At 35.1% G+C, this 16,498-nt stretch carries 11 protein-coding genes; 8 read left to right on the forward strand and 3 right to left on the reverse strand.

Annotated elements, in window-relative coordinates:
- Positions 1 to 2: 2 nt before the first annotated feature.
- The 7 genes from ACHMWN_RS03065 to ACHMWN_RS03095 all read left to right on the forward strand — a co-directional run bounded on the left by ACHMWN_RS03065 (position 3) and on the right by ACHMWN_RS03095 (position 11,214).
- On the forward strand, positions 3 to 452 hold the full coding sequence (locus ACHMWN_RS03065; protein WP_397297645.1) for a hypothetical protein: 450 nt from the start codon (positions 3 to 5) through the stop codon (positions 450 to 452).
- 31 nt (positions 453 to 483) lie between these two features.
- Positions 484 to 1,137 (forward strand): hypothetical protein, encoded by a 654-nt coding sequence (locus tag ACHMWN_RS03070; protein WP_397297647.1) that lies wholly within the window; start codon positions 484 to 486, stop codon positions 1,135 to 1,137.
- 238 nt (positions 1,138 to 1,375) lie between these two features.
- Positions 1,376 to 1,666, forward strand: coding sequence for a co-chaperone GroES (gene groES, locus ACHMWN_RS03075; protein WP_055133373.1), 291 nt, complete (start codon positions 1,376 to 1,378; stop codon positions 1,664 to 1,666).
- Positions 1,667 to 1,737: 71 nt separating this feature from the next.
- On the forward strand, positions 1,738 to 3,378 hold the full coding sequence (gene groL / locus ACHMWN_RS03080; RefSeq protein ID WP_397297649.1) for a chaperonin GroEL: 1,641 nt from the start codon (positions 1,738 to 1,740) through the stop codon (positions 3,376 to 3,378).
- 513 nt (positions 3,379 to 3,891) lie between these two features.
- The gene (locus tag ACHMWN_RS03085; RefSeq protein ID WP_397297651.1) at positions 3,892 to 9,450 is read left to right on the forward strand and encodes a PKD domain-containing protein; all 5,559 of its coding nucleotides are present in this window, start codon (positions 3,892 to 3,894) and stop codon (positions 9,448 to 9,450) included.
- A complete protein-coding gene (locus ACHMWN_RS03090) occupies positions 9,450 to 10,478 on the forward strand; it encodes a PorP/SprF family type IX secretion system membrane protein (protein WP_397297652.1) in 1,029 nt (342 codons plus the stop codon). The genes ACHMWN_RS03085 and ACHMWN_RS03090 overlap by 1 nt, the downstream gene beginning before the upstream one ends.
- 79 nt (positions 10,479 to 10,557) lie before the next feature.
- On the forward strand, positions 10,558 to 11,214 hold the full coding sequence (locus tag ACHMWN_RS03095) for an MgtC/SapB family protein (protein WP_397297654.1): 657 nt from the start codon (positions 10,558 to 10,560) through the stop codon (positions 11,212 to 11,214).
- Here the strand turns inward: ACHMWN_RS03095 and ACHMWN_RS03100 are convergent.
- Positions 11,211 to 11,465, reverse strand: coding sequence for a hypothetical protein (locus ACHMWN_RS03100; RefSeq protein WP_397297655.1), 255 nt, complete (start codon positions 11,463 to 11,465; stop codon positions 11,211 to 11,213). The genes ACHMWN_RS03095 and ACHMWN_RS03100 overlap by 4 nt on opposite strands.
- A 120-nt stretch (positions 11,466 to 11,585) precedes the next feature.
- On the opposite strand from ACHMWN_RS03100, the gene ACHMWN_RS03105 reads away from it, so the two are divergent.
- Positions 11,586 to 11,993: a helix-turn-helix domain-containing protein gene (locus tag ACHMWN_RS03105; protein ID WP_397297657.1), complete on the forward strand. Its 408-nt coding sequence runs from the start codon at positions 11,586 to 11,588 to the stop codon at positions 11,991 to 11,993.
- A 52-nt stretch (positions 11,994 to 12,045) separates the two neighbouring features.
- On the opposite strand, the gene ACHMWN_RS03110 is transcribed toward ACHMWN_RS03105, so the two are convergent.
- Complete coding sequence (locus ACHMWN_RS03110) at positions 12,046 to 15,036, reverse strand: hypothetical protein (protein ID WP_397297659.1); 2,991 nt, start codon at positions 15,034 to 15,036, stop codon at positions 12,046 to 12,048.
- 1 nt (position 15,037) lies between these two features.
- Positions 15,038 to 16,438 (reverse strand): alpha-L-fucosidase, encoded by a 1,401-nt coding sequence (locus ACHMWN_RS03115; RefSeq protein ID WP_397297661.1) that lies wholly within the window; start codon positions 16,436 to 16,438, stop codon positions 15,038 to 15,040.
- Positions 16,439 to 16,498: the final 60 nt, after the last annotated feature.

Here is a 16,498-nt window from a genome sequence, read left to right on the forward strand (position 1 = left end):
TCGTGAAAAAAATATTTTTAAGTTGCTTATTTATATTTCTTGTTCACCATGCCTTTTCACAAGGAAATGGAAAGATCTATTTTTTGGCTGACACGATAAATACATCAAAAAATAACCAGGTTTTACGTATTGAAACGATAAGTTTTTTTGAGTATTCATTTATTTTCTATTGCAAATGTGCTTATCCATATAAAAGTTATGTATCATTTTCTTATCTAATAACTAAGAAAGAACCTAAAGCTGAAATTGTATCAAAAAAGCCAAACTACCCATATATTAGTTTTAAAGAACTGATGGATATTGCAGCAAAAACTCATCGTTATTTTGATACTACTTATGAGCTGTATATTACAGAAGTATTACCAGGAAATAAATACAGAACAAATAAGGTAAGTTTTGTCCCTTATATAGAACCAACTATTGACTTTGAAATTTTGAAAGGCAAGCAATAATTGGTAATATATAGATATGAATGCTTGAATTATGAATAAAATATCAATATTATTTTTGCTGTTGTTATTTTCAATGATTTGCCATGCTCAAGATATAACGGGCTCTTATCGATATAAAAGCAGCGATCTTTCAGAAAGTCGTACCATAATCTTCTCACAAAATTCTTTTAATGAAGAACGTGTTGGTGATTTAACATCAAAGATAGGTACTGGCAGCTATAGCATACACAATAATGAACTTACACTAAAGTATAAAGAAGTTCCAAACCAGGATACTTCTAGGTATGAGATCTCTTCATTAGATAAGTCAAAAGGTTCGTCAATTATTGATTTGAAGGTTTTTGACATTAATGGATTGGCTTTAATAGGAACTTATGGTTGCAGAGATTATAAAAACAATCCTTTAAACTTCATTTTTACTAACAACAATGGTTTAGGTAATATGATGGTTTATAACAATAGCTCAATCGGATATTTTACAATAGATTGCATTGGCTATTACCGAATTTCAATCCCTATCAAAAAATTAATGGGCAAAACAGTTAATATAACTGCTTATTTGCGACCTCAAACAAAGAATTATATAGAACCGCATATAGTGCACTACAAAATTCTAAAACATACCAAAGAAAAATTAATATTAATGGAAAGCAAAAACACACTAATTTTTGAAAAGATCCAATAACATATTTATAATCAATTGCGGTTAATGCGCTACTTATAAAAACTCCTTAGTTAATCGCTAAGGAGTTTTTTGTTTTTCTGCCAGTCTGACACCTGAAATTATACCTTAAAATCTATTAACTGCCATCAAATGTAAATTTGACAAGCAAAATAGTCTTGGCATAAAAACTGTTTAATCCAATTCATCGTATTACATTTACGAATTAATTCAATTATAAAAACTAAAAATAAAAGTATTTATGTCATTAAATCTTAAACCAGTTGCTGGCACAGCAAACAGAGTGATTGTTGAACCTGCTGCGGCAGAAGAAAAAACAGCATCAGGAATTTATATTCCAGATACAGCTAAAGAAAAACCATCTAAAGGCACTGTAATTTCAGTTTCTGATGAAGATTCGGAAGGTAAAAAACCAACAGTAAAAGCCGGTGATGTAGTAATCTATGGTAAATATGGAGGTACTGAATTTCCTTACAACGGAAAAGATTATCTAATTATGCGTGAAACTGACATCTACGCAATAGAAGGCTAAGTATAATTAATTAAAAAACAAGACACGTCTGACGATAAAATCGTCAATCGTAATTAAAATCGTAAATAAAAATGGCAAAACAAGTAAAATATAACGTTGAAGCACGCGACGCCCTGAAAAGAGGTGTTGACATTTTAGCAAATGCAGTAAAAGTAACTTTAGGCCCAAAAGGTCGTAACGTAATTATCGATAAGAAATTCGGCTCACCAGCAATCACTAAAGATGGTGTAACGGTAGCGAAAGAAATTGAATTAAAAGACCCAATCGAAAATATGGGTGCTCAAATGGTGAAAGAAGTGGCTTCTAAAACTGCAGATATTGCTGGTGATGGAACTACAACTGCTACTGTTTTAGCGCAAGCAATTGTAACGGCAGGTATTAAAAACGTAGCTGCTGGTGCAAACCCAATGGATTTAAAACGCGGTATTGACAAAGCTGTTGCTGCTGTAGTTGAGAACTTAAAAACTCAATCTCAAGCAGTTGGTGATGACAATAACAAAATTAAACAAGTTGCATCTATCTCTGCAAATAACGACGAAGTTATTGGTGCTTTAATTGCTGAGGCAATGAAAAAAGTAGGTAAGGATGGTGTAATTACTGTTGAAGAAGCAAAAGGTACTGAAACTGAAGTAAAAACAGTAGAAGGCATGCAATTTGATAGAGGTTATTTATCTCCATACTTTGTAACTAATGCTGATAAAATGGAAGCGGAATTAGAAAGCCCTTACATTTTAATCTACGACAAAAAAATCAGCAACATGAAAGAATTGTTGCCAGTTTTAGAAAAAACTGTTCAAACTGGTAAACCATTGGTTATCATTTCTGAAGATTTAGATGGCGAAGCTTTAGCTACTTTGGTAGTTAACAAAATCCGCGGTTCATTGAAAGTTGTTGCTGTTAAAGCTCCAGGTTTTGGTGACAGAAGAAAAGCAATGTTAGAAGACATCGCTATCTTAACTGGCGGTATCGTGATCTCAGAAGAAAGAGGTTATAAATTAGAAAATGCTGATTTAACTTACTTAGGAAGTGCAGAAAAAGTTGTGGTTGATAAAGACAATACAACAGTAATAAACGGTGCTGGTAAATCTGATGATATTAAAGCTCGCGTTAGTCAAATCAAAGCGCAAGTAGAAACAACTACTTCAGATTACGATAAAGAAAAATTACAAGAGCGTTTAGCTAAACTTTCTGGCGGTGTTGCTGTACTTTATGTTGGTGCTGCTAGTGAAGTTGAAATGAAAGAGAAAAAAGACCGTGTTGATGATGCTTTACATGCAACTCGTGCAGCTGTAGAAGAAGGTATTGTTGCTGGTGGTGGTGTAGCATTTATTCGTGCAGTTGAAGCTTTAGCTGGCTTAAAAGGTGTTAACGATGATGAAAACACTGGTATCCAAATTATTCGCAGAGCGATTGAAGAACCATTACGTCAAATTTGCGAAAATGCAGGTATTGAAGGTTCTATCGTAGTACAAAAAGTAAAGGAAGGTAAAGCTGATTTCGGTTACAATGCTCGTACTGATGTATACGAAAACTTAATCGGTGCTGGTGTAATCGACCCAACTAAAGTTGGTCGTGTAGCATTAGAAAATGCAGCATCTATTGCAGCTATGTTATTAACAACAGAAGTTGTTTTAGCTGATGAACCAGAAGAAGCTGGTGCAGCTGGCGGTCATCCACCAATGGGTGGTGGCGGTATGGGCGGAATGATGTAATTCCTCTTATTCACAACGATTTATTATAAATTATCCCTCAGAGCTATCAGTTTTGAGGGATTTTTTTGTGTTCAAAAATTATAGTTAATTCTCTATATTTACGATACCCTATTTGTTTTATCGTGAAGTTAGCCCGTATACTGCTTTTGAGCTTTTTTTTGTGCGCTTGCATTTCCAGCGTTTGCACAGCTAAGTATAGGAACAGTAGATCCAGGGCCTTATACACCAGGCAGTACGATTACAGCTACTTTTGCAATTAGTAATGCATCTTGTATCGCTCAAGGCAATACGTTTCAACTTTATTTATCAGACCAAAACGGTAATTTTGCCAGCGAAAGATTAATTGGTACATATAATGGGTTTTATTCAACATTTGTAAATGGAACAATACCCTCTGTAGGTATAATTGCAGGAACTGGTTATAAAGTAAGAATTAAATCAACCAATCCAGTTTACACAAGTACCGAATCGAATGCTTTTGAAATAAAAGCTGGTACACCAGTAATAGCCAAATTGTCATCAACTTTATTAAATGCAACAAATACAGAAGTATTTGGTACTTGCACCAGTAAACCTAACAACAATTTCTTCTTAGCTGATGAATCCACTACAGGAAGTACAATTGCTGCGACAATTACTGATGAAATAAATGGTGGCACAACAAACTTAAGTTTCTCTTCAGGAATAGCTTCTTATTCTGCTCAATTAGCACATTATACTATTTTTACAAAAGCGAGAATGCCGGATGGAACTGTCGGAACTAAAGCATATTTTATTATTAATAATAGTGCAGTTACTGCTTTCTCTACTTCAGGTAATAATGTGGTTTGTTTGCCCTTGGGTTATTTAGAATTTACCGTAGTAACATCAGGGGCGGGTGGAATACAAAATAACTTTCCTGGGGATATTTATAAAATTAATTGGGGAGACGGTTCTCCAGAAAGCACTTATACTTTTTGCGAAATTATTAGCAACGCCGGCAAAGTTCGTCATGCGTATACACGATCTTCATGTGGCAGCAACTCAACAGGAAGTAGCGGTACTATCTATAATGTTTTTGATGTAGTAATTAAGGTTAATAATTCTTTTTGTGGAGATATTGGAACACCTGTTTCTTCAACCGCCAAAGTTGTTGTAAAACCAGTAAACTCATTTACTCCTCCTATCAATGGTGGTTGTACAAATATTGATGTTGTATTCCCTAATACTTCAGTTGCTGGCGAAAATCCAAATACAAATACACCAGGCTGCACACAAAATAATGTAACTTACAATTGGTTTGTTGATGGGGTTCCTGTAAAAGTAAATCAACCAGCATCCTATAACTTGGTATGGAAGTTTACTACAAATGGAAACCATGTGGTAAGATTAGAATCTTCTAGTTCAGGCGTTTGTGACGCAGAACCTTTTGAACGTACTATTTGTATTCAAAATGCACCAGTACCATCATTTACAATTCCATCACCGGTTTGCTTAACATCATCAGTAACCCCTAACAATACTTCAGTAGTTGATATTTCATGCAATAATAATGTAACTTATAACTGGTCTGTATCTCCCGCAACCGGAGTTAACCCAGCAACCGTTACTACCACTTCTGCAACTCCTCCAACATTCAATTTCACTCAACCAGGAAACTATACAATTAATTTAGTTATCAATACGCCTAATTGTGGTCCATCTGCTACTTTTTCAAGGCCAATAACTGTCAATAGCCTTCGTACAGTAACTCTTTCAACTGATGTTACGCTTTGTAATACTGGCACATTTGATTTTTCAACCACATCTGGACCAACAAAAACAACATATACTGGCAATGAAACTATCTTAGATGATGTTTATTCATGGACAGTAACAAGTGCAAGCGGAGGAACACATACCTTTGTTACTCCTGCTACTTCTAAATATCCTCGTATCACTTTTAATAATTATGATGTTTATACCATAACATCAACCGTTACAAACACCTGTGGTACTACTACCGATACCCAAGTAATAACTTTTGTCCAATCTCCTATCCCTTCAGTTACCGCCTCATCCAATCCAATTTGTCAAGATGCAGTTGCAAATTTAACAGGTTCTATTTCTGGAACGTATTCTTCTTTCACATGGATTAATAGTCTAGGAACAAGTGCTGGATTTTCAAACCCAACAAACCTTGTTACCACATACACTCCTACAACTACTGAAAGAAATGCGGGCTTTGCAAATGTAAGGTTAAGAGTAATTACAGGTCTTACTGGCACATGTTCAACTGTAGATGAACTTTTCCGAATCAATATCTATCCAATTAATACAGGCACAAATGCTACACAAACTATTTGTACTGGTGGTACCGCTACTTATACACCTATATCTAGCGTAGCAGGCAGCACTTTCACATGGACAGCCGCAAATGCCGATGGAAATGCAACAAGTTTTAGTGCTTCTGGTAATGGCCCGATTAGTGATGATATAATTAACACCAACCCAACAGCAAATGCTGTAGTAGTTTATACCATTACTCCTACAGCCAATGGTTGTACAGGTACACCTTTTACGTTTACTGTAACTATAACTCCCAAACCTACTGTTACCCCAACTGCCACAAGTACAACTATATGTAGCGGACAAAGTACGGGCATCAATTTAACTTCTAATTTAGTAGGCACACAATATACTTGGACAAGCGTTGCAACCGGCGGAATTACAGGATCATCTAACAATGCTACTCCTACTACAACAGCTACCATAAACCAAGTTTTAACAAACCAAGGCACTTCTATTGGCACTGTTACTTATACTATCACTCCTATTTCAGCTAATGGATGTGGTGGAACACCTGTGCCCATTACCATAACAGTTGAACCACAACCCACCCTACCAAATGCTGGTCCAGATGAAAGTATTTGTAGTACTGCTGATTATATCCTGAAAGGAAATCAGCCAGCTGTTGGAACTGGAAAATGGACGGAGGTTTCTGGCATTGGCGGAATTACTTTTGATGATGAAACTGTATACAATACAACCGTTCACGGTTTACAACCTGGTAACGCCTATACTTTTAGCTGGACAATTACAGGTGCCGTAAGTTGCTCACCAAAAACGGATAATGTTATTATAACTGTAAACCCTTCATCCATTGGTGGTACAACTGCAGCAAGTATTCCAACCGTTTGTGCAGGAAACAACTCTGGAACAATTACCTTAAGTGGCCATATAGGAAATGTAATACGATGGGAAAGTTCAACAAATGGCGGAACTACGTGGGTACCTATAGCAAATACCACCACAACATTAACCTATACCAATTTAACTACCAACACACAATATAGAGCAGTGGTACAAAGTGGAGTATGTACACCTGCTAATTCTAACGTTTCCACAATAACAGTAAATCAAGGAACAGTAACGGCAACAGTTGGTCCAAATCAAACCTTATGTGATGAAAGAACTACAATCCTTACTGGGAATGACCCTTCACCAAATACTGGATTATGGACATTAATATCTGGACAAACTGGAGTAACATTTACGGCAAACCAATTTAATACGCCTGTGAGTGGTTTAGTTGGTGGGCAAACCTATACTTTCCGTTGGACAATTTCTGGACAAGCCCCTTGCCCACCAACAGATGCTACATTAACCATAACCAACCTATCCGCTCTGCAAAATAATATCATTAGTACACCAGCAACTACTGTTTGTACTGGGCAAACCATTACGATAATTGGCAGTGCACCAACTGGTGGAAATAATAGTTACAACTATGCTTGGCAAAGTAGTTCAGATGGTACAACTTGGAATCCTATCAACGGTCAAACTAATCGTGATCTTACGCTAACGGCCTCTACAAGTTTATCGTATCGTCGTATCGTAAATAGTGGCACATGTTCATCAATTAGTTTACCACTTCCCATAACAGTTCTTCCTCCAATCGCCACAAATACAATTGCTACAGATCAAACCATTTGTATCACCACAACACCTAATCAACTGATTGGCTCACAACCAACTGGAGGCGATGGTACAAATTATACTTATCAATGGGAACAAAGTATAGACAATGGAGCAACATGGAGTATAGTGCCATCAGCTAATGCTCGTAATTATGCCCCGCCAGCAATTACACAAACTACTTTATACCGCAGACTAGTAAGTAGTGGAGCTTGCACAGGAAGTCTGCAAAGCATAAGCAACGTGGTAAAAATTACGGTTAATCTTAATGCAAAAGCAGAGTTTACGTATACCAACGACATAGGTTGCGTTTCTTTCCAACTAGATGGAAATAACATTAAGGCCGTACAATACCCAACCAGAAATGCAATTTATACCTGGTTTGCAAACGGAACACAAATTGGAACAGGTGTTAATTTTCCAGGTTACACCATTACTACTGATAACACAGATGTTACCATAAAATTAGTGGTAACCAGCAGCGTTGGTTGCTTATCAGATGAAATGAGTCATACATTTAGCACTCGCCAAACCATTACCGCTTCCTATACACAAACGGCCACAGAAGGCTGTGGACCATTAGATGTTACCTTTACAAATACATCAACTTCTTTAACTGGGGTAACATTTCTATGGGATTTTGGTAATGGCACAACATCTAACCAAGCAAGTCCGCCACCAATAACCTTTTTAGCAGACCCTACTGGAAAAGATATTACCTATACCGTTACCTTAACCGCTACAACACCTTGCGGTTCTAGTTCCTCAACATCAACTGTGTTTGTAAAAGCTAATCCAATTTCTGTCTTTTCTCCAGATAAAACAGTAGGCTGCTCTCCACTAGATGTAAATTTCAGCAATACCTCTCCTGGTGGAACAAATACCTATACGTTTGACTTTGGCGATGGAAGTCCGTTATTTACCACCAACAACAAAAATGCTGTTCAGCACCGCTATACAACCGGCAGAAATATTACAACCTATACTGTAAAAATGACTGCCCAAAACGATTGTGGCACCAATGAATCTCAATACACCATACAAGTTTCTCCAAATACAATAACACCAGAGTTAGTCGTAAACAGTAACGAATTACGTGGTTGCGCTCCACTAACCGTACATTTCTTTAATAATACTTCTGGAGCAAATTCATTCACCTATACTTTTGGCGATGGAGCTACGGCAACTACTCTTTCAGCACCAGAAACCGTGACTCACATTTTTACACAACCCGGCACCTATACTGTTCGGCTAGATGCTACTAATGGTTGTTCGAATGCCAGTACTACCGAAACCATTACAGTGCTTCCACAGCCACAAGCAGCATTTCATGGCGATATACTAGTAGGGTGCTCTGGATTAAATGTTAAATTCACCAACAGCAGTACAGATGGCGTAAGTTATCTTTGGGAATTTGGTGATGGAGCCACTTCTCGAGATGTAGCACCAAGCCATGTATATACTGGTCCGGCCGCTTCGTATACCGTAAGGTTAACAACCTATAATAATTTAGGATGCCCAAACACAGCAACACTTACAGATTATATCAGAATTGTTGGACCGCCAAATGCAGATTTTTCAATATCACCGGCGCCAATAATTAGCATTCCGACCTATACATTTAAGTTTACCGATGAAAGTACAAATTCCCCTAAAACCTATAGGTGGACTTTTGGCGATGGCGATGCTTCCTTACAAAGAGACCCAACACATACCTATGCAGACACTGGAAAATACCTAGTAACTATGAGAACATACAATGAATACGGTTGTGTAGATAGCGTTCAAAAACAAGTGCAAATAATTGGTGTACCAGGGTTTATGTATGTGCCGAACTCATTTATCCCGGGAGGAACGAGTACGCAATTACAAAAATTCATGGCAATAGGTTCCGGCATCAAATCATGGCACATGTCTGTATTCAATAAATGGGGGCAAGTACTTTGGGAAACCACTCAATTAAATGATGGTAAGCCTGTAGAAGGTTGGGACGGAACTCACAAAGGCACACCACAGCCACAAGGCATTTATTTCTGGAAAATAGATATAGAATTTATAAATGGCACAGAGTGGAAAGGAATGACCTACGATAGCTCGCCACCAAAACGAACTGGCTCAATATATTTAATAAGATGATGAAAAGGATTGCCATAGGGATTTTACTAATTACCTTAAGCTATAGTATACAAAAAGCTAAAGCTCAAGATCATCTATTTTCTCAGTTTTTTAATGCCCCAATTTATCTAAACCCATCGCTAACCGGTCAGTTTGATGGAGACATTAGATTAAACATGATATATAGAAATCAATGGAGCTCACTTGGCGGAGATCTATCTTATATCAACGCCTCAGTAGATGTAGCTGTTCCAAAATTGGCAGGCGGTGTTGGCTTATCATTCAACAGAAGCACAGAAGGCACAGCTTATCTAACAAAAAACAATATAGCAGCAACCTATTCTTACAGTGTGGGAGGAGATGATTTCTTAGCATCTTTCGGTATACAAGCTGGCTTTACCAACCGCTCAATTGATTGGAGCAAATTAGTTTTTGGCGATCAAATAGACAGAAGATTAGGATACATCCCAGGCAGTATATCATCCGCACAATTACCAGATGTTTCTAACCGTTTCTTCTTTGATCCAGCAGCTGGAGTAAACTTTGTATATCGCAATGCGATGTTAGGCGCTGCCCTATATCACGTTAATAAACCTGACGAATCCTTTAGCGGTACACAAGCCAAACTTCCCATGCGCATGACGATAAACGCAAGTTTTAAAATGCCTTTAAGTTATAATTACGATTACACCGAAGATGAAGGCGCTTTTTTAATCCCGTCAGTTGTTTATTACAAACAAGGCAATGTAAGCTCTATAAGTGCAGGCGCTCAATTCAAATACAAAGGCTTTAATACCGGAGTTTGGTACCGCACCAATCAAGAAGGCGGTTCAGATGCACTAGTATTTTCATTAATTATAGATATCTTCCTCAAACGTAGCGATACCGAAAAAGTAAGAGTAGGTTTAAGTCACGATGCAACCACCTCTAAATTGAATTACACCAATACTAGTGGCACAACAGAAGCAAGCATAGGTTACGAAAAATATTGGCCAAATAGTACGCGTACAAAAAAATACAATGGTTTGCGCTGTTCTAACTTTTACTAAGCAAAAACTTAACGCTCCTAATTAGCGTTATTTAAATATTAATTTCAGAAATTAGGCAATAGTCGATAACCCAAAAAATATGCAAAGCTTTTTTGATAGCAGTCATTTCATCACACAAAGTGAAGTCAATAAATTCTTATTAGCCACCCTACTTTGCGGACTAATTGGTGTAGAACGAGAATTTAGGAGTAAACAAGCTGGTTTAAAAACCATGATTATGATTGGTTTGGGTGCTACACTATTCACTATTTTATCAGTTAAAATAGGTTTAAATAGTCAAGATCGCATTGCATCAAACATTGTAACAGGCATTGGCTTTTTGGGTGCCGGCGTGATATTTAAAGAGGATAATCAGGTTAAAGGATTAACAACAGCCTGTGTAATTTGGATTGTTGCGGCAATCGGCATGGCAGTGGGGTCTGGTTATCATGAACAAGCAATAGGTGTAACCTTAGTCGTTTTACTCGCTCTACTTGTTTTCCCTTACGTAGAGAATTTTGTAGAAAGACGTTTTACAAAGAGAACATATCGAATAGTAAAAAAATATGAAAACGAAAGTCTAGATACCTATGAAGAATACATAAGAACCTCAAAACTTAAACTTCACAGGGGCAAACAAGAACTAGCCAATGGCATTATAAGCGGTACTTGGGTAGCAGTAGGAAGTCCTAAAAACCATAAAAAGTTTGTAGATAAAATGTTAATGGACGAAAAAATCATTGCATTCGATTTTTAAAAAGCTACATCACTACCCTCAATTTCATCAAGCAGTTCATGTAGCCAATACAAATCCGTTAGCAAATCTTTAAAATCAATTGGTAAAGCATCCATATTATAAAAAAGATAGTCAGCTAACATCTTTCTCAAATTCCTATTTAACCTCTTTGCAGGTACCGTTGTTATAAAAACTTTAAACTCGGTTAAGATAGTATCAGAGATTTCAATATCTATCGATGCATTTAATTGAGGTTTAATTACTTCATCCATATCTTAGTTTGTTAAATTCTATTCATCAATTTGATTTTTTCTATTACATTTATAACTAGAATACAAGTGTACTCACAATAAATGAGCAATACAACAATAAAAGAGTATTAAATTCACAAAATGAAGGATAAAATAGATAAATCACTGATTTTAAGTAGAATAAAATTTCATTATAAATTTAAATCTGATGCTCAATTAGCCAGATTTTTAGGACTTGGCACAAACACACTCGCCAATTGGTACACAAGAAACACCATTAACTACGATTTGATATTCACAAAATGCGAAGAACTAAATCCCACTTGGATTATTACAGGAGAGGGTCGCCCAACTAAAGCATATATCAATACAGAAGAAAATGGAGTCTCAATTGTTACAGAACAGGAAGTAAAAAACCCAACCGAATACAATCAACTCACTGAAATAGAACGTTTACATCAAATCATTACCTTGCAAGAAGGAACAATAGCAGCTCAAGCCAAAACTATAGAAGTAATGAACAAACTGATTAATACTAAGGATAAGTAGTAAAAAAGCTAACTTCATAACAATTAAGTGATGATAAAATCGTGCCTCGATTTTAAACAGTTGGTTTAATTAAATCGGTTAATTTACGCATCAGCACCTCTTTCTCTTTTTGGATTTTTGTTACTCTTAGCCATTTAAAAAATAACTCATAACTCCAACTTGAAATATCTTTTTTATTCTTTAAAATTATATTTTCTAAAAAAGGAAAGTTAACCTCTTTAATCTTATTGTTTCCAATTTTAGCACATGCGCTAAGGTAAGCCAATAGTGTAATATTGGAAGTTTTTTTTATTTCCCCTTTAAGTGTTTCTGCATAAACTTCAGCTAAAATAAAATCTTCTGAAATAATGTATAACTCTAATAAACTTAATTGATTCAGTTCTACATCATATTTTTGTTTTTTACTATCGTCGATGGTTTCTAGATACTTTTTAATCCCTTTATTAAATGAATTTTTTGCAGCAATATCATTATTAATTTTTCTGTACAAAATCCCCACCTCTCCCCAGCTATCACTCCAATTGTTTACTGCTAGCATTTCATAATCTCTAATTGCATTTATGGTGTCACCTAGTTTTAAATAACTTTTAGCTCTAAATTCAAAATCTGGAACAACAAAATTCATTATCCTTACATTACCCGCAGTATCGTTTTTAAGAGCCAATGTTAATAACTCAATTGCTTCCTTATAATTCCCAACTTCATAATTGGCTTCGCCCAAATTACCTTTAAAAATTTTAGATAATGCAAGATCTTTATTGATATTAATAGCTTGATTTGCATAGTCAACGGCATTTTTATATTCTTTCCGATAATAATGATTACTACTTTTTTCAATTAATGCTAAAACCATTGAGTCTACTTTCGGTAAATCTTTCTCCGTAATAAAACCAAATTCTTTAAACCACAATAACTTTTCATATCTATTACCCGCATAAGAGTTTAAATTTATTGGTTTAGATGGCAAAAGATTATTATTAAAATTATAAGATTCCAAATAAGGTGCATTAATTATATCTGCTGGGATGCTCGTTAATTTATTACTGCGAAGATTTAAAACCCTAGCATTAAACCTTATCCAATCAGAAAATGGCAATGTTGTGATATTAACATTTTCTAACTCAACGCTAAAACCTTTGGATGGAATGGTAAACAATGACTTAAACAGATTATCTTCCCTTAAAGTAGTATAATTACTCATTCTAATAAATTTTAAGTTATTCCATTTACTTAAATCATTAGGCAGATATTGAATACTATTTTTTGTAGTTGTTAATTTAGGATTTGGATTATCCTTTCTATAAATTTCTCTAGGATTATAAGACTGCTTTGGGTTTGCTGTATTACTAAGATCTAATTTCTGCAAAGCAATTAAATTACCCATTTCTTCTGGTAAGGAGCTTAAATTATTAGTAGCCAAATATAATTCCTCAAGTTTGGTAAGCCCTCCTATACTTGCTGGTAATGCCGAAATATTATTCGATGTAAGATCCAAAAATTTCAAATTTAGCAATGAACCAAAAGCGACGGGTAAATCCTTAAGATCATTTGAGCTAAAATTAACATACATAACATTGCTAAGATTTGCAAAGCTATTAGGAAGTGATGTAAGAAAATTGCCTTGGAGTTTAAGCACTTCTAATTTATGGAGATTACCGATAGTCTCAGGTAAAATTTTAATGTCGCAATAAGTTAAATCTAAAAGTTTAAGGTTTTGCAATTGCCCTATTGATTTTGGTAACTCGCTAATAGGATTTGCCATTAAGTTTAAGTGAGATAAACTCTTTAAATCTCCAATATTATTTGGCAAACGAGTTAATATATTACTAGCTAAATCTAAACCTTTTAATTTTACTAACTTATCTAAGTTGCTTGGTAAAGCATTAATTGAATTATACTTAAGGTCTAACGATTCTAAATGACTTAATTTAGCTATGTTAACTGGAATAAATGATAATTTATTGGAACTTAAATTCAGCTTAATTAAGCGCTTAGGAAATTCAATCCTAGAATCAATACCATTAAAATTCCGAATTTCTAAAGTATTTAATTGTGTTAGTTTTTTAAGGTTGAACTCTAATGTTAAAGGCTTATTTGCCCCAACAATTATTAAACTTTTAAGTTCTTTTAGTTTTTCTAAATCTCCTTTCAAAGTATCTATATATAATTGGCTTAATTCTAAGAATTTCAATTTTTTCTGATTTGAAAGAAATTTAAAGAAATTATGATTGTTAACAATTTTACCCTCACTAATTTTTAATCTTTCTAACTTTTTAAAAGATAGATGATCATAATCTTCTTTTAAGTCATACAATTTACTGATATATAACCCTTTTAAATTGGGAATTTGCACTATTTCTTTTAATGCCGCCGAAAAATCTAAATAATTTGGACCTTTGTTTTTATATTGAGAAAGCCCAATAGCTAATGATTCAAGTTTAGCAAATTGATTTATCCATTCAGGCAATAAAACACTATTATCACTATAAATAGATATACCCTTAAGGTTCTTAAAATACCTCAATTCATCAGGTATTTTCTGTGTAATGTTTACAAATAAAAAGAATTCTAGTTTTGTTAGCCCTCGCAAAACTCCTAGACTTTTGCTATAATTCATGTTCCAATTACCATCAAATTTAACTGCAATTATATTTCTATAATTAGTAAGTTCAGCAGGAACTATAATGGAATCAGTCGAGGTTTTAGAACCGTATCTATTATCAGCAAAACTCAAATATTTCAAATTACTATAATGTGTCAATTCTTTAACAAGTTGATTTAGCTCTAACTGATTACTAAAGCATAACTCAACATATTCTACATTTTTAACTATTGCTAATTTTTCTTCGCTTTTACTTTTGAGGTCTTCAACCCTAAGCGAAATTCCAGTAACGGAATCGGGTAATTTTATTATAAACCTTGGGCTTGGTAAGTCATTAGGAAAACTCATTTTCTTTGACACGTCCCAAATATCTTGAGCTAAACAATTAACGGAATTGGCTATAAGAAATAAAAAAACTGCTACTCTAAATTTAAACATCATATCAATTTATCTTAAAAACCAATGCATGTTTCAAACCCATTACTTCTTTGGGCAAAATAATTTCTACACCATTGCCAACCTGTTTCCATTTCAACACACTTTTAACTCCTAATAAAGAAATTCTTTTAGGCATCTTTGGTACTGATTTAAGGATAATTCTTACAGGAACTTCACTATTTTCGTCAACTAAATACAGCGCATACATATTACCGTTTTTACTCTTAGTAAAACAAACATTGGCAGTTTTATAAGGCGCAATTGGTTCCGTCGCATAAATAGCTTCTTTATTAATATCCATCCATAGGGCAACCTCGGTTAATCGTTGCAAGACAACATCCGGAAAAGTTCCATCAGGTTTTGGACCAACATCTAATAAAAAGTTGCCGCCTTTAGCCACAATATCTATTAATAAATGAATAAGTGTATTGGTACTTTTATAGGTATCGTTTGGCACATAGCCCCAAGCATTACCCATCGTCATGCACGTTTCCCAAGGATAGCTTAAAGGCCTTTCAGGGATTTTTTGTTCAGGTGTTTGATAGTTTTCATATTCGCCATGCACTGTTCTATCTACCATGATTAAGCCCGGTTGCTTAGCTCTTGCCATCTTAGCTATTTTTGGCATATCAATATCCTGATCCCAAGCTGGAATTGGCGCACCCCAAGACAGAACCTCTTCATTAACAGTTGCTTTCGGCCTAACCCAACCCCCATCAAGCCATAAAATATCTACTGCACCATAATCGCTCATCAGCTCATTTATTTGATTGTAGGTAAATTGCTTAAACTGTTGCCAGCGTTGCGGATGTAAGCGAATATCGTAATTGTTGTTGCGATCTGGTGTGGCATAACGCGGCCACCAATAATATTCACTATGCCAATCTGGTTTCGAAAAATAAGCGCCAATCATAAATCCCTCATTTCTAAAAGCCGAGAAAACTTCTTTAACAATATTCGCCTTTGGATTTGATGAAAAAGGAACAGCTGCATTAGTCACTTTATACTCACTTTGTTTGGTGTCGAATAGGGCAAAACCATCGTGGTGTTTAGCAGTAAAGACTACATACTGCATCCCAGCTTTCTTAGCATAGTTAGCCCAAATAGTTGGATCAAACTTTACAGGATTAAATTGTTTATTGAGATCGAAATACCATTTTTTATACGCTTCGTAATTTAGGGTACTATCTCGAGGTATCCAAGATGCATCTTCAGAATTAATACTCCACGATTCTACAATTCCAGGAATACTATAAATTCCCCAATGCATAAAAAGTCCAAATTTCTTATCTCCCCACTGGGATAATTTAGCTGCAACTTTTGTATCTGTTGGTGGTTGATAGATTTGAGCAAAAGTTAAAAAACTGATGAAAAGGAAATAAGTTAGCGCGGCTATTTTTTTCATAAAATGATTTTAAACTTCGTACCACAAAATACACAAATATCAGTAAAAGTATATAGCTTT

The organism is Pedobacter sp. UC225_61 (genome assembly GCF_044452285.1).
Lineage (GTDB): Bacteria > Bacteroidota > Bacteroidia > Sphingobacteriales > Sphingobacteriaceae > Pedobacter.